The organism is Rhodococcus sp. Z13_19A, from assembly GCF_058133575.1.
Window position 1 is genome coordinate 355,306 of the sequence record NZ_JBYUNN010000003.1, and the last position, 17,230, is coordinate 372,535.

16 protein-coding genes and 1 pseudogene are annotated in these 17,230 nt (G+C 73.1%); 14 read left to right on the plus strand and 3 right to left on the minus strand.

Annotated elements, in window-relative coordinates; translation table 11 throughout:
- The first annotated feature begins 91 nt into the window (after positions 1-91).
- The 3 genes from AC3YNX_RS12810 to AC3YNX_RS12820 all read left to right on the plus strand — a co-directional run bounded on the left by AC3YNX_RS12810 (position 92) and on the right by AC3YNX_RS12820 (position 3,707).
- Entirely contained in the window at positions 92-1,384 is a 1,293-nt protein-coding gene (locus tag AC3YNX_RS12810) for an acetamidase/formamidase family protein (RefSeq protein WP_127782990.1), read from the plus strand.
- 68 nt (positions 1,385-1,452) lie between these two features.
- The gene (locus AC3YNX_RS12815) at positions 1,453-2,991 is read left to right on the plus strand and encodes an amidase (RefSeq protein WP_489995690.1); all 1,539 of its coding nucleotides are present in this window, start codon (positions 1,453-1,455) and stop codon (positions 2,989-2,991) included.
- A gap of 140 nt (positions 2,992-3,131) precedes the next feature.
- Positions 3,132-3,707 carry a TIGR03086 family metal-binding protein gene (locus tag AC3YNX_RS12820; RefSeq protein WP_127782988.1) on the plus strand — a complete coding sequence of 192 codons (576 nt, stop codon included), beginning with the start codon at positions 3,132-3,134 and terminating at the stop codon, positions 3,705-3,707.
- 72 nt (positions 3,708-3,779) lie between these two features.
- Here the strand turns inward: AC3YNX_RS12820 and AC3YNX_RS12825 are convergent, their stop codons facing one another.
- Complete coding sequence (locus tag AC3YNX_RS12825) at positions 3,780-4,091, minus strand: GNAT family N-acetyltransferase (RefSeq protein WP_489995691.1); 312 nt, start codon at positions 4,089-4,091, stop codon at positions 3,780-3,782.
- Positions 4,092-4,305: 214 nt separating this feature from the next.
- On the opposite strand from AC3YNX_RS12825, the gene AC3YNX_RS12830 reads away from it, so the two are divergent.
- On the plus strand, positions 4,306-5,232 hold the full coding sequence (locus tag AC3YNX_RS12830) for a hypothetical protein (RefSeq protein WP_489995692.1): 927 nt from the start codon (positions 4,306-4,308) through the stop codon (positions 5,230-5,232).
- A 276-nt stretch (positions 5,233-5,508) separates the two neighbouring features.
- Here the strand turns inward: AC3YNX_RS12830 and AC3YNX_RS12835 are convergent, their stop codons facing one another.
- A complete protein-coding gene (locus tag AC3YNX_RS12835) occupies positions 5,509-6,735 on the minus strand; it encodes a carboxylesterase family protein (protein WP_489995693.1) in 1,227 nt (408 codons plus the stop codon).
- A 138-nt stretch (positions 6,736-6,873) separates the two neighbouring features.
- Between AC3YNX_RS12835 and AC3YNX_RS12840 the strand changes: the two genes are divergently transcribed.
- From AC3YNX_RS12840 to AC3YNX_RS12855, 4 genes are read left to right on the plus strand one after another with little or no spacing between them, the layout of a single operon-like run.
- Positions 6,874-8,016, plus strand: coding sequence for a FecCD family ABC transporter permease (locus tag AC3YNX_RS12840; protein ID WP_489983156.1), 1,143 nt, complete (start codon positions 6,874-6,876; stop codon positions 8,014-8,016).
- 11 nt (positions 8,017-8,027) lie between these two features.
- On the plus strand, positions 8,028-9,017 hold the full coding sequence (locus AC3YNX_RS12845; RefSeq protein ID WP_489995694.1) for an ABC transporter substrate-binding protein: 990 nt from the start codon (positions 8,028-8,030) through the stop codon (positions 9,015-9,017).
- A complete protein-coding gene (locus AC3YNX_RS12850; RefSeq protein WP_127782983.1) occupies positions 9,014-9,799 on the plus strand; it encodes an ABC transporter ATP-binding protein in 786 nt (261 codons plus the stop codon). Before AC3YNX_RS12845 ends, AC3YNX_RS12850 begins: the two co-directional genes overlap by 4 nt.
- Complete coding sequence (locus tag AC3YNX_RS12855; protein WP_489995695.1) at positions 9,796-10,521, plus strand: class I SAM-dependent methyltransferase; 726 nt, start codon at positions 9,796-9,798, stop codon at positions 10,519-10,521. The genes AC3YNX_RS12850 and AC3YNX_RS12855 overlap by 4 nt, the downstream gene beginning before the upstream one ends.
- Before the next feature lie 140 nt (positions 10,522-10,661).
- Here the strand turns inward: AC3YNX_RS12855 and AC3YNX_RS12860 are convergent, their stop codons facing one another.
- Positions 10,662-11,285, minus strand: coding sequence for a TetR/AcrR family transcriptional regulator (locus tag AC3YNX_RS12860; protein ID WP_489995696.1), 624 nt, complete (start codon positions 11,283-11,285; stop codon positions 10,662-10,664).
- 178 nt (positions 11,286-11,463) lie between these two features.
- Here AC3YNX_RS12860 and AC3YNX_RS12865 point away from each other — a divergent pair, with 178 nt between their 5' ends.
- The 6 genes and pseudogenes from AC3YNX_RS12865 (at position 11,464) to AC3YNX_RS12890 (ending at position 17,215) form a co-directional block, all read left to right on the plus strand.
- The gene (locus tag AC3YNX_RS12865; RefSeq protein WP_489983160.1) at positions 11,464-12,273 is read left to right on the plus strand and encodes a mycofactocin-coupled SDR family oxidoreductase; all 810 of its coding nucleotides are present in this window, start codon (positions 11,464-11,466) and stop codon (positions 12,271-12,273) included.
- Positions 12,273-13,106, plus strand: a complete 834-nt coding sequence (locus AC3YNX_RS12870) for a mycofactocin-coupled SDR family oxidoreductase (protein ID WP_127782979.1) — start codon at positions 12,273-12,275, stop codon at positions 13,104-13,106. The genes AC3YNX_RS12865 and AC3YNX_RS12870 overlap by 1 nt, the downstream gene beginning before the upstream one ends.
- Positions 13,063-14,058 (plus strand): annotated as a pseudogene (locus tag AC3YNX_RS12875) (alpha/beta hydrolase); the annotation flags it as partial. The gene AC3YNX_RS12870 and the pseudogene AC3YNX_RS12875, both read left to right, overlap by 44 nt.
- A 222-nt stretch (positions 14,059-14,280) precedes the next feature.
- Positions 14,281-15,096 (plus strand): SGNH/GDSL hydrolase family protein, encoded by an 816-nt coding sequence (locus AC3YNX_RS12880; RefSeq protein ID WP_489995697.1) that lies wholly within the window; start codon positions 14,281-14,283, stop codon positions 15,094-15,096.
- Between the two features lie 134 nt (positions 15,097-15,230).
- Complete coding sequence (locus AC3YNX_RS12885) at positions 15,231-16,088, plus strand: SDR family NAD(P)-dependent oxidoreductase (RefSeq protein WP_489995698.1); 858 nt, start codon at positions 15,231-15,233, stop codon at positions 16,086-16,088.
- On the plus strand, positions 16,085-17,215 hold the full coding sequence (locus AC3YNX_RS12890) for a steroid 3-ketoacyl-CoA thiolase (protein ID WP_164860617.1): 1,131 nt from the start codon (positions 16,085-16,087) through the stop codon (positions 17,213-17,215). The genes AC3YNX_RS12885 and AC3YNX_RS12890 overlap by 4 nt, the downstream gene beginning before the upstream one ends.
- Positions 17,216-17,230 lie beyond the last annotated feature (15 nt).

Here is a 17,230-nt window from a genome sequence, read left to right on the forward strand (position 1 = left end):
CACCGGCGCGAAACGCGGGGGCACTGTGCTCAGGGGACCGGCGCTCGGCACACCTCGTGCGCGGGTCACCCGACGACGAGAGCAGGTACGCATGACCGACGACGGTGAGCTGAAGGCGGAGACCCTGGCCAGCGGGATCGGGCGCCGGTCCCTGTTCCGGGCCGCGACCGCGCTGGCCGCAGCCGGGGTGGTGGCCCCGGCGGCGCTCGCGGGTACCGCGAGCGCCACGCCGGGTCGGCCCGTCCCCGCCGGACGTGACTTCCCCGTGCTGCAGCCCGGGGTCGGCAAGGTCCGCGGCACCTACCTGCGCTCCACCCCGCGCACCGTGCTGTGGGGTGAGCTGCCCAACCGCACCAGCACCCCGGCCGCGGTGATCTCCTCCGGCGACGTGCTCACCCTCGACGGCGTCTCCCACGAGGGGGTGCTGGAGGACCAGGGCAAGGACCCGGTGGCGTACTTCGGCAGCAAGGGAGTGCCGCGCAACCGGGTGCTCGACGACGCGGTGGACATCGCCCGCAACAAGGCGCACACCGGGCCGGGCCCGCACGTGGTCACCGGCCCCGTCGCCGTCCGTGGCGCGGAGCGCGGCGACGTGCTCAAGATCGAGACGCTCGACCTGGCGCTGCGAGTGCCCTATGGCGTGATCTCCAACCGCCACGCCAAGGGGGTGCTGCCCGGGGAGTACCCGGAGGGCTTCCGGGACAACCCCGCGAACGCGCCGTACTTCAACGCCGGCGGCAACATCTCGGTGTTCGCCACCGTGGAGCAACGGCGTGGCCAGCAGCGGGGCACCCTGCCCGGCGCGGTCCCGGTGAGCTACCCGCTGAACCCGTTCATGGGCATCATGGGCATCGCCCGCGACACCGCCACGATGGTGGACTCGGTGCCCCCCACCGACGTCGGCGGCAACCTGGACATCGCCGCCCTGGGCGTGGGCAGCACGCTCTACCTGCCCGTGCGCGTGCCGGGTGCGATGTTCTACTCCGGCGACCCGCACATGGCTCAGGGCGACGGCGAGGTCGCCCTCACCGCGATGGAGGGGTCGCTGCGGGCGACGTTCCGGCTCAGCGTGATCAAGCGCGGCGGCCGGGCTCCGTCGGTGGCCTTCGACTACCCGTTCGCCGAGACCAGCGAGCACTGGATCCCCATCGGCCTCAGCGACCCGGACGGCTCCGAGGGCGGTGCGCAGGTGACCACCCTGGACGCGGCGATGCAGACCGCGGTCCGCAAGGCGCTGGCGTTCCTCACCCAGGACCTGGGCATGGCCGGCCCGGTGGCCTACGCCTACCTCAGCGCGGCGTCGGACTTCGTGGTCTCCCAGGCCGTGGACCGCACCACCGGCATCCACGGGCTCATTCGCAAGGCCGACTTCGACCGTTCCTGACAGAGTCCCTGCCACAGGTCGTGCCTGTCCCAGGCCGGCCCTGCCAGCTCGAGCCCGCGGAGGTTGCCGTGCCTGTTCAGCCCCCGTCCCGTGCCGACGTCCTGCGCCTGGCCGCCGTGCACGGACTGCCGGTCAGCGAGGACAACGTCGATGCCTACCAGGAGCTGGTGGGTGCCGGGCTGGCCGGCTACCAGGGCCTGGACGAGCTGGTGGAGGAGACCGCGCCCGTGCGGTGGCCCCGCGCTGACCTCGGCCGGCGTCCTGTGGTCGAGGACAACCCCTTCGGCGGGTGGGCGTGGCGCTGCTCGGTGCCGGGGGCGCCGAGCGGTCCGCTGCAGGGGATGCGAGTCGGCGTCAAGGACAACATCGCGGTGGCCGGGGTGCCGCTGCTCAACGGCAGCCAGATGATGGAGGGCTACGTGCCGCGGGAGGACGCCACCGTGGTCACCCGGCTGCTCGACGCAGGGGCGGAGGTGGTCGGCAAGACCGCGGTGCCCGGCTACTGCTTCGACGGTGGTGGGATCACCGGGTATCCCGACCCGCAGCCGGTCAACCCGTGGGACCCCACGCGGATGGCCGGCTCCTCCTCCAACGGCAGCGCGGTGGTGGTGGTCACCGGCCAGGTGGACCTGGCCCTCGGCGGCGACCAGGGCGGCTCGGTGCGCATGCCCGCCTCGTGGAGCGGCTGCGTGGGGCACAAGCCCACCCACGGCCTGGTGCCCTACACGGGCGCGTTTCCCATCGAGACCACGCTGGACCACCTCGGGCCGATGGCGCGGGACGTGGCCACGTGCGCCCGTGCGCTGGCGGTGCTCGCCGGCGCGGACGGGCTGGACCCCCGGCAGGTGGGGGTGCAGCTGCAGGACTACGTGGCCGCGCTCGAGCTGGGTGCGGCAGGGCTGCGGGTGGGTGTGCTGGCGGAGGGCTTCGACTGGCCCGGGGTGTCCGACCCAGCGGTGGACGCCACGGTGCGGGCCGCGGCCGAGGCGCTGCGCGAGGCAGGGGCGACCGTGCAGGAGGTGTCGGTGCCGATGCACCGGCACGGGTTGGCCATCTGGAACGCCATCGCCACCCAGGGCGCCACCGACCAGATGGTGCGCGGGGACGCCGTGGGCACCGGTTGGCGCGGCGCCTACCCGACCGCGCTGGTGGACGCCTACGGGGCGGCTCGCCGAGCCCGCGCCGCCGACTACCCGCCCACCGTCGCCGTCACGGTGCTCACCGGGGACTGGCTCGCCGAGCGCCACGGGCACCACTACTACGCCAAGGCGCAGAACCTCGGCCGCGCACTGGCCCGCCGCTACGAGGAGGCACTGCAGGACGTGGACGTGCTGCTGCTGCCGACCACCGCGATGACGGCACAGGCGGTGCCGCCGGTGGACGCGTCGGTGGGGGAGACGGTCGCCGCGGCGCTGGGCAACCTGCACAACACCGCGCCGTTCGACGTGACCGGCAACCCGGCGATCAGCGTGCCGTGCGGACTGGCCGACGGCCTGCCGGTGGGCGCCATGTTCGTGGGCCGCCACTTCGACGACGCGACGGTGCTGCGCGCGGGCGCGGCGTACGAGCGGGCCCGCGGTGCGTGGCAGGGGCCGCCCTCGAGGTGAGCACCCAGCGCAGCACCTCCCAGGGCCGGTTGCTCCGAGGTGTCTGCGCCCGAGGTGTCTGCGCCGGTGAGTCTGCGACGATGACTTTGCGCCGGTGGGCGCCGTCCTAGGGGCAGGACCCATCGACGAGAGGACTCACCGTGTTCGACCTCGCCCCTGCCACCACCGCCCTCGCCGACCTCGTCCGCGGTGTGCGCGACGAGCAGCTGAGCGCCCAGACCCCTTGCGCGGACACCTCCCTCGCCGCGCTGCTGCAGCACGTCGACGGCCTGGCGCTCGCCTTCACCGCCGCCGCCACCAAGTCGCCCCTCGCTCCGGGCGCGAGCCAGGCCGAGCTGGGCCCCGACTGGCGGGTGCGCATCCCGCAACGACTGGCTGCGCTGGCGCACGCCTGGTCCGACGACGAGGCGCTGGCCGGGGTGACCGAGGCCGGTGGGCAGCAGATGCCCGGGGACGTCGCCGCTGCGGTCGCGGCCAACGAGGTGCTGGTGCACGGGTGGGACGTGGCCGTGGCCAGCAGCCAGCCGTTCCACAGCGACCCGCAGCTGACTGCGGCCGCCCTGCACTTCGTCGCGTCCGCGGTCGCGGAGCACCCCGAGGGCATCCCCGGCCTGTTCGGCCCGCCGGTGTCGGTGCCGAGCTCCGCCCCGCTGCTCGACCAGCTCATCGGCCTCACCGGCCGCGACCCGGCGTGGCGGGCTGCCCCAGTGACCTGAACAGCCCAGTGGCCTGACAACCCAGTGACCTGATCAGCCCAAGACCTGAGCAGAGCGGCCTGGGCGCCTGCCTCACGCCAGGTCGAAGCGTGCCCGCTGCTCCGGCGGGACGAGGTCGAGGTAGTCCTCCCGGTGCTCGGCGACGACCTTGCGCACGTAGGTGCAGGACGGCAGCACGGTGAGCCCGCGGCGGCGCGCGTCGTCGAGCGTCTCGGTCACCAGCCGCTTGGCCACGCCCTTGCCCTCGAACCCGCTCTCCGTCTCGGTGTGCAGGAGGTCGAGGGTGTTGCCACTCCGGCGGTACGCGACGAAGCCGGCGAGGTCCGCACCCTCGTAGATCTCGTAGCGGGACCGCTCGGTGCTCTCCGTCACGGTGGTGCTCATCGGTTCTCCTCGTGTCGATGTTGGTGCTGCTCTCAGGCTGCCCCAGCCCAGCTGTTCCTGGTGCTCGAGCCGGCGGTTGCCGGCGCTTTCCCGGTTCCACCGACCGGAAACCCTGGGGCGGAGGCTGGTTCGGTCACCTAGGTTGACCAGCAAGGACCGTCTCCGCCGTCTGGCGCGGATCTGTCGCTGAACTCGTGAGGAGCGCCGTCGGGCCATGACCCACATCTCTGCGGTGGCGCCACGCCGCCGTCGCCCCCGGCAGGACCCGGACAGCGTGCGCGCGACGATGATGGACACCGCCCGGCGCATGGTCGCCGAGGACGAGCTGCTCGCTGCCGGGCTGGAAGGGCTGGGAATGGAGGAGGTCATCGTCCGGGCTGACGTCCCCCGCGGGTCGGTGTACCGGATCTGGCCCTACCGCAAGGACTTCGTGCACGACCTGCTCATCCACCTGGCGACGCCGGACTGGTTCCGCTCGGGCTCCCTCGACCGACAGACGCTGCGCGCTACCGGGCAGGTGCTGCTGGAGAACTACGACCTCATCTCGGCCAACCGCTCGGCTGCCGAACGACTGTCGGTCGCCCACGAGGCCCTGCGCGTGGGCACCGAGACCAACTTCGAGTTCATGCGCACCGACGAGTCGTGGCGGATGTACATCGTGCTCACCGCCACGGTCCGCTCCATTCCCGACCCCCACACCCGGCACAGCGTCAGTGCGGCGCTGGAGCAGGCCGAGTGGACGCTCACCTCCACCCTCGCCCACTTCTACGCGCAGCTGGCCGAGGTCGCCGGGCTCCGTCTGACGGACCCCGCCCGTGGCTACTCCGGGCTGGCCACCGCCGGCGCCGCGGTGCTCGAGGGACTCAGCCTGCGCTACCAGTTCGCCGTGCGCGCCGCTGATCCCGCCCGGGTTCCGGCCCGTGAGCGGCCGTGGGAGGGAGCCGGGGCTGCGGAGCTGGAGGCGCGGACGCCCGGGCCGCCCTTCCGCGGGCAGCCGCGGGCGTGGTCGCTCGCCGCCTGGTCCTTCCGGGCCGTCTTCGACAGCTACCTGGAGTGCGTGCCCGTCCCCGACTTTCATCCGAAACCAATTGCCACGCTTGTTAATTTGCTCGACACATTGGCGCCGCCACATTTTGAGTAACAGTCTGTAGCTCACATTGCTACGGAAGGTGAGGCCGTTCGCGGTCGGTTGATCCGATTTCTGAGAATCCTTTCCCACGCGACCCCCATTTCGGCTGTACAGCGTTTGTGACATCGCATATCGTCTGTGCTCGTCGGGCCGTACAGCCCGGCAGCGTTGCCGCAGGATCAACGTGTTGTGCCGCTGGAGAACCCGTTCCGGTGACCCCGGCCAGCCGAGCCCTGCCGGCCGGGCACCATGGCGCTAGGGGGTGGTCATGGTGCCCGGGCCGACGGGCTAGAGCTCTGCCACCCCGTCGCCCTCCGCGCTCAGCGGTGCCCACGGCGCACCACCCACCTCGGGTTGCTCGCCGCGGACGAAGGCCGCCCAGGCGGCCAGGTACGGCGCCCCCACCCGCTGCACGTCTGCCCAGGACCACCCCGCGAGCATGGCCGCCCCGGCCCACGCGCGCTCGGTGCCCACCAGGAACGGCAGCTCGCTGCAGTGCACCGCGCCGTAGGGGGAGGCGGGTGCGCTGGTGCGGCTGAGGTAGCGGTACACCTGCGCACCGGCTCCGGTGAGCAGCTCCACGAAGCTCTGCAGCGGCTGCGCGTACGCCGGCTGGTTCAGCTCCTCGGCGACCAGCCCGGTGAGCACCCGCAGGCCGGCCGCGCGAGCCTGCACCTGGCGCCGCAGCTGCTCCTCGTCGGGCACTCCACCGGCGCCGGCGATGGGCAGGAAGAGCAGCCCCTCGGAGCCAGCGGCGTCGATCACCTGCTCCTGCGCCTCGAGCACCGCGCTCACCGGGGCTGTGCGGGGGTCGGTCGCCAGTGCCTCGAGGAAGCGGGCTCCGGTCTCTGCGGCGTGCTCCGCCCGGTCCAGCCCCAGCCCCAGCGGTGGGCTCTGCAGGATGGCCGACGTGAACAGGCCCTCGGTCTCCGCCATGCCCAGCAGCACGGCGATCAGGTGCGCCCCGGCCGACTGGCCCGCCACCGTCACCCGCTCCGGGGCCCCACCGAAGGCGGCCGCGTTGGCCTGCACCCACTGCAGCGCGGCCACCACGTCCCAGACCGCCAGGTTGCCCTCGCTGAGCCCCGGTGAGCGCAGGAACCCCAGCGCACCCAGCCGGTAGGTCACCGAGACCACCACGGCGTCCGCGGCCGTGCTCAGCCGCACCCCGTCGTACATGTCCCAGGTGCCGGCGCCCACGTCGTAGCCACCACCGGGAACCCACACCAGCACCGGACGACCGGATCCCTCGCGGTCGGGCACCGTCACGGTGAGGTTCAGGCAGTCCTCGGCCTGCGGCCGGGGCTCGGGAGAGCCGATGACGACCTCCAGGCTGGAGGGCAGCTGGGGTGGCACCGGGCCGCCGGTGGGCTCCTGCACTCCGCTCCACGGGGGCACCGGCTGGGGCCGGCCGAACCGCTCGGCGGCGGCGTAGGGGACCCCCCGGAAGAGCACGCACCCGCGCTCGGGGGTGCCCCGCAGCGTGCCCGCGCTGGTGCTGACCTCGTGTGCCATCTGCTGCCCCTGTTCCTCGACCGTGCCGGTGTTCCCGTCCCGGCATGATCCCAGCCGTCCCCACCCCGGGCCGGTACAGACCAGGGTCGCTTATCGCATAGACTTTGCAACAACTGATACCAAGCAACTGGGGTCTTCATGCCACTGGCGGCTGCCGCACACGGCCCGGCTCCGGTCGACCCGGCCCAGCTCGGCCCCGAGCAGCGCCACGCCGGCCAGCTCGGCTCGGACCCGCTCGGCCTGGACGCGCGACGCACCCGGAACCTGTGGTGGGTCGCCGGCCTCGCCGGCCTGCTGGTGGTCAGCGTGCTGGCTGGGGTGGGCATCGGCGCCGTCTCCATCTCCCCGCTCACCGTGCTCAAGATCGTGGGCCACCAGGTGTTCGGGCTGCCGGGGGAGGTGACCTGGCGCGGTACCGAGGAGGCGATCGTCTGGCGGGTCCGCCTGCCGCGGGTGCTCCTCGGGGTGGCGGTGGGCGCCGGGCTGGCGGTGTGCGGCGCCGCGCTGCAGGCCATGGTGCGCAACATGCTGGCCGACCCGTACCTGCTGGGCATCAACTCCGGGGCCTCCAGCGGTGCCGCGGCCGCCATCCTGTTCGGCTTCGGGGCCGGCTTCGGTGAGCACGCCCTCACCACCAGCGCCTTCCTGGGCGCCCTGGCCGCGTCGCTGCTGGTCTTCCTCGTCGCCCGCACGTCGGGGCAGGTCACCTCGGTGCGGCTGCTGCTCGCCGGCGTCGCGGTGGGCTACGTCCTCTACGCCACCACGGCGTTCCTGATCTTCGCCTCCGGCTCGGCCGAGGGAGCCCGGTCGGTGCTGTTCTGGCTGCTGGGCTCGCTCGGGCTGGCGCAGTGGGGGGCGACGCTCGCGGTGGTGCTGGCCGTGGCCGCGCTGACCGTGGGCCTGCTCACCCTGTGGGGCTCGCGGCTGGACGCGCTGGCCATCGGCGACGAGACCGCCCGCACCCTGGGGATCTCGCCCACGGCGTTTCGCACCCAGCTCCTGGTGCTGGTGTCGCTGTGCGTCGGGGTGCTCGTGGCCGCCTCCGGCAGCATCGGCTTCGTCGGGCTGGTGGTGCCCCACCTGGCCCGGCGAGTGGTGGGCGCCGCGCACAGCTGGTCCATCCCGGTCTCGGCGCTGATGGGCGCCATCTTCCTGGTGTGGGCCGACCTGTTCGCCCGCGTGGTGCTGCAGCCGCAAGAGCTGCCCATCGGCATCGTCACCGCCCTGGTGGGCGCACCGTTCCTGCTCTACCTCGTCCGCAACCTGCACGCCGCCTCGTGAGGAGCCCTGCCATGTCCCCGTCCCGCACCCGAGGTTCGCTGGTGGCTGCCCTCTCGGCGGGGCTGCTGCTGCTCGCCGGGTGCGGCGCCGGAGTGGGCGGCGAGTCCGCCAGCGCTGTCGAGGGCTACCCCCTGACGGTGCGCAACTGCGGCGCCGAGGTCACGCTCGACGCACCCCCCGAGCGAGTGGTGATGCTGAAGAGCTCGGCGGTTCCGTACCTGCACGCCCTCGGCCTGCTGGACAAGGTGGTCGCCCGGGCCGGCGCCTACCCGGCGGAGTACTACGACGAGGCCACCCGTGCCGAGCTGGACAAGATCCCGCTGCTCACCGACAAGACGGACACCGCCGGGCACCTGCAGATCTCCAAGGAGGTGGTCATCGCCCAGGAGCCCGACCTGGTGCTCGGCGAGATTGACAACCTCAACCGCGACACCCTGGCTGCCGCCGGCATCCCGCTGCTGGAGGAGCCGTCCATGTGCGCCGAGGGGGTGCGCAACCCCTCCTTCGACGAGGTCTACCGCCAGATGACCTTCTACGCCGACGTCTTCGACGTGCCCGACCGCGGGGCCGCTGCTGCCGCCGGGCTGGCGGAGCGAGTGCGCACCCTCACCGCGTCGGTGGACGCCAGCACCCAGCGCACCGCGGCGGTGCTGTACCCGACGGTGGGGGGCGGCACCACCTACGCCTACGGCTCCCGCAGCATGGCCCAGCCGCAGCTGGCGGCGGCCGGGCTGCGCAACGTCTTCGCCGACGTCGACGAGCGCACCTTCGAGGTGACCCGGGAGGAGCTGATCGGGCGCAACCCTGACGTGCTGGTGCTGCTGCACACCGACGGCAGCCCCGCCGCGGTGGCCCAGGCGATCACCTCCATGCCGGGCGCGCAGGACCTGAGCGCGGTGCGCAACAACCAGATCCACGTGCAGCTGTTCAACTTCACCGAGCCGCCCACCCCGCTGTCGCTGGACGGGCTGCAGAAGATCCGCGAGCGGTTCGGCCAGTGATCACCGCCCACGACGTCGCCTTCGCCTACGGGCGCAAGCAGGTGCTGGCCGGCATCGACCTCACCGCGCAGCAGGGGCAGGTGGTGGGGCTGCTGGGCCCCAACGGCAGCGGCAAGACCACCCTGCTGCGCACCCTCTACGCCTCGCTGCGCCCCTCGGCCGGCGCCGTGCACCTGGACGGCCGCGACGTCGCCGCCCTCGGTGCGCGGCAGATCGCCCGCGAGGTGGCGGTGGTGGTGCAGGAGCACAGCAGCGACCTGCCCCTGCGGGTGGCGGACATGGTGCTGCTCGGCCGCACCCCGCACCGCGGGACCTTCGAGCGCCACCGCGCCGAGGACCACCGCATCGCCGCCGACGCGCTGGCCCGGGTGGGTGTGGCGCACCTGGCCGGCCGCCAGTACGCCGAGCTCTCCGGCGGGGAGAAGCAGCGGGTGCTCATCGCCCGCGCCCTCACCCAGCAGGCCACCCACCTGCTGCTGGACGAGCCCACCAACCACCTCGACATCCGCTACCAGCACGAGATCCTGGACCTGGTCCGTGGCCTGGAGAGCACCAGCGTGGTGGTGCTGCACGACCTGAACCTCGCGGCGCTGTACTGCGACCAGGTGGCGCTGCTGCACGACGGCCAGGTGGTGGCCGCCGGCACTCCCCACGAGGTGCTCACCCCCGAGATCCTCGAGCCCGTCTACGAGGTCGGCGTTCGCCGCATCCCGCTGGGCGAGCAGTTCCAGCTCGCGTTCCGCCCGCACCCGTCCCCACACCAGGAGAAGCAGACCGCATGACCAGCACCGACCCGAGCACCGTCCAGGCCAACCTGAACGAGTACTGGACCGCCCGTTCCACCCCCTACGACGAGTACCAGGAGCGCCCGGAGCGCCGTGATGCCGACCGCGCGGCGTGGACCGACATCTGGCGCGACGCACTGCCGGCCGCTCCGGCGGACGTGCTCGACGTGGGCACCGGCAGTGGCTACGTCGCCCGCGTCATCGCCGAGCTGGGCCACCGGGTGGTGGGCACCGACCTGGCCGAGGGGATGCTGGAGCGCGCCCGCCAGCACGCCGAGCGGATGACCAACCCGCCCCGCTTCGAGCGCGGCGACGCGGTGGCCCCGGACTTCCCGGCCGGCTCCTTCGACGCGGTGGTCAACCGGTACGTGATGTGGACGCTGCGTGACCCCGCCCAGGCGCTGACCCGCTGGCACGAGCTGCTGCGCGACGGGGGAGTGCTCGCCGTGGTGGACAGCACCTGGTTCCCGCAGGGCCTGCACACCGGCGCCAGCCCCGAGTTCGCGCGGCTCTACGACGAGCAGGTCCGCCAGTCGCTGCCGCTGGCCGAGGCCACCTCCATCGACGCCACCGTGGCTGCGGTGGAGGCCGCCGGCTTCGACCAGGTGACGGCCACGCCGCTCACCCGGATGCTCGAGCTGGACCAGCGCTACGGCGTGGCGCCCAACCACGAGGTGCAGGTGCAGCACCTCATCACCGGCCGCGCCCGCAAGAGCTAACCGCTCAGGGCCGATCGCTCAGGGCCGCGCCGCTCAGGGCGGCGCGGCGCTGGCGGCGGGCCCACCACCAGCAGCGTCTCGCGGAGCAGCCGGTGCAGCACGGGGCGCGCGGAGGCCCCACCGGAGCGTGGGCGCGGTGGTCACCGACCGGCCGCTTCCGGCGCCGGCAGCCCGGCGGCCAGGCTCGCGAGCGCGCGGCCGAGGGCGTCGAGCAGCGAGTCCGTGGACTCCGGCTGCGCCCACCGGGACACGGTGACCCGGAAGGCGGCCATCACGTGCGCCGCCACCAGGGCCGGGTACTCGTGGTCGGCCGGCAGCCCCGTGCGTGCTGCGACGGCATCGGCCAGCCCGCGCTCCTCGTCCACGAAGCACTGCAGCAGGTGCGGCAGCAGCTGGGGGTTGGCACGCACCACCTCCTCGCGGTCGCGCCAGGTGGCGCGGTCACTGCCCACGGCGTCCACCAGGCTGGGCAGCAGTGCTCGAACCGCGCCGAGGGGGCTCTCCTCGCCCGGGCGCTCGCGCAGCGCCTGCACGGCTGACTGGCACACGCCGACGGTTCGACCGAGCAGCGCCTCCTCCTTGCTGGCGAAGTAGTTGAAGAACGTGCGCGCGGAGACGTTGGCGGCCGCGGCGATGTCCTCGACCGTCACCGCCGACACCCCGTGCGCCAGCACCAGCCGCACCGCAGCAGCCTGCAGCCCCGCGCGGGTGGCCTCCTTCGTGCGCTCGCGCAGACCCGGGGGAGCTGACTGTTCGTTGCCCATGCGAACGAGTCTTGCCACCTACTTGCAGTGACTGCAAACATGCGCACCGTGCAGTCGGTCACACGACCACGTGTCCGTTGACACCCATGTTTCGATTAGAAATACTGCTAACTGTCAGTCGGTCGGGGTGGCCGACCCCCGGGTACCGCTGCGTGCCGTCCTCCACGAACGGAGCCACATGAGTCGCATGGCCGGCAAGACGGTGCTCGTCACGGGCGCCGGCACCGGGATGGGACGGGTGCACGCCGTGCGCCTGGCCCAGGAGGGGGCCGACGTGCTCGCCCTGGACCTGCCCGGCACGGCGTCGGTGGCCAACCTGGCGGCGACGGCCGACCTGGTGGCCGCGACTGGCCGCCGGGTGGTCACCGGCACCGCCGACATCCGCGACCTCGACGCGCTCACCGCCGCCGTGAGCGCTGGGGTTCGCGAGCTGGGGCCACTCGACGTGGTGGTGGCCAACGCGGGGATCACCGACAACCCGGGGCCGTCGTGGACGGTCGACGACGCGGCGTGGCACCGGTCCCTCGACGTCAACCTCACGGGCACCTGGCACACGGTCAAGGCCGGGGTGGCCGCGCTGAGCCCCGCGGGCGGGTCCGTCGTCATCGTCAGCTCCACCGCCGGCATCAAGGCCGTGCGGGGCGCGTCCCCCTACTCGGCGGCCAAGCACGCGGTCACCGGGCTGGCCAAGACCCTGGCCAACGAGCTGGGGCCGCGGTCGATCCGGGTGAACACCGTGCACCCCGGGGCTGTCGCCACCGCGATGACGCTCAACCCGGCCACCTTCGCCCGGCTGCGCCCCGACCTGGCGAGCCCGACCGTCGAGGACGTGGCCCCGGTGCTCGCGGCCAAGAACCTGCTGCCGGTGCCGTGGGTGGAGGCGGAGGACGTCAGCAACGCGGTGCTCTTCCTCGCCTCGGACGAGTCGCGCTACGTCACCGGGCTCCAGCTCGTGGTCGACGCCGGACTCACCCAGAAGGTGGCCTGATGAGTGGGCGGCTGGCGGGCAAGGTCGCGCTGGTCACCGGCGCGGCGCGGGGGATCGGGCGCGCCCAGGCGGTGCGGTTCGCGGAGGAGGGTGCCGACGTCATCGCCGTGGACGTGTGTGCACCCGTCGAGCACGCCACCACCCCGCCCGCCACGCCCGCGGACCTGGCGGAGACCGTCCGCCTGGTGGAGTCCCTCGGCCGCACCATCTGCGCCGGCCAGGCCGACGTTCGCGACCAGCAGGCGCTCTCCGCCGCGGTCGACGACGGCGTCGCCCGGCTGGGCCGCCTGGACGTCATCTGCGCCACCGCCGGGATCAGCTCCTCGGGCCCGGCGGTGGAGATGGGGGCCGAGCAGTGGCAGACGATGCTCGACGTCAACCTCACCGGTGTGTGGCGCACCTGCAAGGCCGGCATCCCGCACGTGATCGACGGCGGACGCGGCGGCTCGATCGTGCTGGTCAGCTCCATCGCCGGGCTGCGCGGCCTGGTCAGCGTGGGCCACTACACAGCGGCCAAGCACGGGGTGGTGGGGCTGATGCGCTCGCTGGCCCAGGAGCTGGCTCCGCACCAGGTGCGGGTGAACACCGTGCACCCAGCCAACACCCGCACGCCGATGATCCAGAACCCCGGCACCATGCGCACCTTCCGGCCCGACCTGGCCTCGCCCACGCAGGAGGAGTTCGAGGTCGGGGTGCAGTCGATGCACCTGCTGCCCGTGGCCATGCTCGAGCCGGTGGACATCGCCAACGCCAGCCTGTTCCTGGCTTCCGACGAGGCGCGCTACATCACCGGCGTCACCCTGCCCGTCGACGCAGGGCACTGCATCAAGTGAAGCGAGGAGATCTGCGATGACCGACCAGCCCACCCTGCACCCCGAGGTGGCGGCGATGCTCGCCACGCTCAACGCGGGCTTTCCCGACGTCACCACGGTGCCGCCGACCGAGCTGCGCGCGGCCATCCAGGCCCGGCGGGCACCACTGGCCCGCCAGCCGGACATGCGCGCGGTGCACGAGGTGTCCATCGACGGGCCCGGTGGCGACCTGGCGCTGCGCGTGTACCGGCCGCACCTGGACCAGCCGGATCTGCCGGTGGTCGTGTTCGCCCACGGCGGGGGGTTCGTGTTCTGCGACCTCGACAGCCACGACGAGCTCTGCCGCTCCATGGCGCAGGGGGTGGGCGCGGTCGTGGTGTCGGTGGACTACCGGCTCGCGCCCGAGCACGTCGCGCCCGCGGCCCACGACGACGTCTACGCGGCGCTGGAGTGGGCGGCCAAGCACGCCGACGCGCACGGCGGCGACCCCACGCGCCTGGTGCTCGCCGGCGACAGCGCCGGCGGCAACCTGGCGGCCACGGTGGCCATCGCCGCCCGCGACCGCGGCGGCCCGGCGGTGGCCGCCCAGGTGCTGCTGTACCCGGTGATCGACGACGACTTCGAGACCGACTCCTACCAGCGGTTCGGTACCGGCTACTACAACACCGAGTCGGCGATGCGGTGGTACTGGCAGCAGTACGCCCCGCACGGCACCGCCGACGCCCGGGTCGTGCCCACTCGGGCACAGACTCTTGCCGGGCTGCCGCCCGCCGTCGTGGTCACCGCTGAGCTCGACCCGCCGTGCTCCTCCGGTGACGCCTACGCGCAGCGGCTGGACACCGACGGGGTGCGGGTGCTCCACCGCCGCTTCGACGGCTTGTTCCACGGCTTCCTGACCTTCTCCGCGCTGTCGTTCACCGAGCCGGCGCGGCAGGAGATCTGGACGATGACGCGCGAGGCGCTGGGCCGGTAGCGCCCGGGTGCCCGAGGCACACCGCTGGCGACCACGACCTTCTGCAACGGAGTGGTGATGTTCCGCTACGGAGCGTCTAAAAGTCCGGCCTGACCGGCAAAAACCCTGCAGCATCACGCACCGCCCCCGTACGGTCCACTGTGTACGCATGGGGAAGCGAGGTGGGGACCTCGCTGGGGGGATGCCGGGGGGCACCTGATGATCCGTCTTGTCATTTCTGCTGTGGTCGCACTGGTCCTGGGGCTGGGTGCGCCGCTGCACGCGGAGGCAGCCGGCACGCTGCGCTACGTCGCCCTGGGCGACTCCTTCGCCGCCGGGCCGGGCCTGGCACCGATCACCGACGGCGCCTGCGGCCGCGGTCAGGGCTATCCCGAGATCGCGGCCCGCGCCCTGGGCGCCACCACGTTCACCAACGCCACCTGCTCGGGGGCGCGGGTTGAGCACATGGCCGGCGTCCAGCCAGGCAGCCGCGGGCCCCAGCTCGACGCCCTGCGGCCAGACACCGACCTGGTCACGCTGAACCTGGGGCTCAACGACTCCTACGTGCTCTGGACCATCCAGGTCTGCGCCTACCTGCAGTGGCTGGCCCCCGGCGGGGCGCCCTGCACCGTGCTGCTCAACCCGCTCGGCTTCAACCTGGTCGGCAGCCACCTGCACGCACAGGCCGGGTCCCTCGACCAGACCCTGCAGGCGATCCACCAGCGCTCCCCCCGGGCCAAGGTGCTGGTGGTGGGGGTGCCGGCGATCGTGCCCGACCAGCCGTCGGCCTGCCCCGACGGCCCCTACGGGCCCGGCGACATGCCGTACTTGTCCGGGGTGGTTCGCGAGCTGAACACCATGCTCCGGGCGCGGGCCGCCGCCAATGCGGCGACCTTCGTGGACACCTACACCCCGAGCGTGGGTCACGACGCGTGCCAGCAGCCGGGGATCAAGTGGATGGAGGGTCCGGCCCTCGTGCACGAGGGCGTCGCGCTGCACCCCAACCACGCCGGGATGGCGGCATCCGCAACGGCCGTCGTGCGCGCAGCCCAGGGCTGAACGACGGCTGACCCGGCCGCTGCGTGGACGGGGTGCGAGGGGACGGGCCGGCGCTGCTACGTTGACCAAGCGCCCGCTCAACTGCTCTGGTGGTTGGCTGCGCACCACCGTGGCCCGCCCGACGAGGAGATGCAGTGACGGTGACGACCCAGCGACGCTTCACCGGCCGCCGCGCCCTGGTCACCGGAGCCAGCCGCGGCATCGGCGCGGCGGTGGCCGAGCGCCTCGCCGCCGAGGGCGCCGACGTGGTGATCACCGCCCGCACCCTGCACGAGCACGACCACCTCAGCGGCAGCCTCTCCGAGACGGTGCAGCGACTCGCGCGGTACGGCACCACGGTCGCGGTGCTGGCCGCCGACCTCACCGACGCCGACGCCCGTGCCACCCTGGTTGCGCAGGCGTCGGAGAAGCTCGGTGGCCCGGTGGACGTGCTGGTGAACAACGCGGCGGCAGCCATCTACCAGCCACTGGCCGACTTCCCGCTGCGGCGGAGCCGACTGGTGTTCGAGGTGAACGTGCACGCACCGCTGGACCTCATGCAGCAGGCGCTGCCCGGCATGCGCGCGGGCGGGCAGGGCTGGATCGTCAACCTCTCCAGCGCCAGTGCCCGGCTGCAGGAAGGTCCACCGTTCACCCTCGTCGAGCCCGGCACGGCGCTGGCCGTGTACGCGGCGTCCAAGGCGGCCCTGAACCGGATCACCAACGGCATGGCCGCGGAGGTGCACGGCACCGGCATCCGGGTGAACACCGTGCAACCCCGAGCGGCGGTGCTCAGCGAGGGTGCGGCCGCGCTGGTCGGCGACACCATCCGCCCCGACCAGGTGGAGTCCATGGAGCAGGTGGTGGAGGCGGTCACCGCGCTCTGTGCCTGCCCAGAGGACGTCACCGGCCGCACGGGCGTGAGCCTGGACCTGCTGCGGGAGTGGCAGCTGACCGTGCACGGGCTGGATGCCCGGCCCCTCGAGACCCGCCCCGCTGAAGGAGCCCCGTGATGGAACCCGTGATCGTCGACCTGGCCCGCACCCCGTTCGGGCGGCGAGAGGGCTGGCTGTCGTCGATGCACGCCGCCGAGCTGCTCGGCCTGGCGCAGCGCGGCGTCCTGGAGCGCACCGGGGTGGACCCGGAGACGGTCGACCAGGTGATCGGCGGGTGCGTCACGCCGATCGGCGAGCAGTTCGGCAACGTCACCCGCACCTCGTGGATGCACGCCGGGCTGCCGCACGGCGCCGGCTGCACCACCATCGACGCCCAGTGCGGCACCGCCCAGCAGGCCGTGCAGCTGATGGCCGGTCAGATCGCGGTGGGCGCGGTGGAGGTCGGCGTCTCCTGCGGCGTCGAGCTGATGTCGCGAGTGCCGCTCACCGCCAAGTCCGGCAAGGGCCTGGGCACCCCCCGCCCGGAGAGCTGGTCGCTGGTCACGCCCGACCAGTACACCGCCGCCGACCGCATCGCGGCCAAGAACGGCTTCACCCGCGAGGACCTGGACGCCTTCGGTCTCCGCTCCCAGGAGCGCGGCCGGGCCGCGTGGGACGCCGATCGCTTTGCCCGGCAGATCATCCCGGTGACACGGCCGGACGGGGAGACGGTCAGCCGGGACCAGGGGCTGCGGGAGACCAGCATGGAGCTGCTCGGGCGGCTGCGGCCGGTGAAGGACGGCGGGATGCACACCGCGGGCACGTCCTCGCAGGTCTCCGACGGTGCCAGTGCCGCCCTGCTGATGTCCCGCGAGCGGGCGAGCGCGCTGGGCGTCACCCCGCGGGCGCGGATCCTCGGCCAGTGCGTGGTGGGCGGCGACACCGAGCTGATGCTCGACGGGCCCATCGCCGCCTCCCGCACGGTCCTGGGCCGCCTCGGCATGTCCATCGGCGACATCGACGTGTTCGAGGTGAACGAGGCCTTCGCCTCGGTGCCGATGTCCTTCGCCCGGGCGCACGGGCTGGACGCCGAGCAGCTCAACGTCAACGGCGGTGCCATCGCGCTGGGCCACCCCGCGGGCGCCACCGGCGTGCGGGTGATCGCCACGGCGCTGGAGGAGCTGGAGCGCACCAACCAGCAGACCGCGCTGGTGGCGATCTGTGCCTCCGCGGCGACCACCTGCCTGGTGCTCGAGCGCCTCTGAGCCCAGTCTCGACGG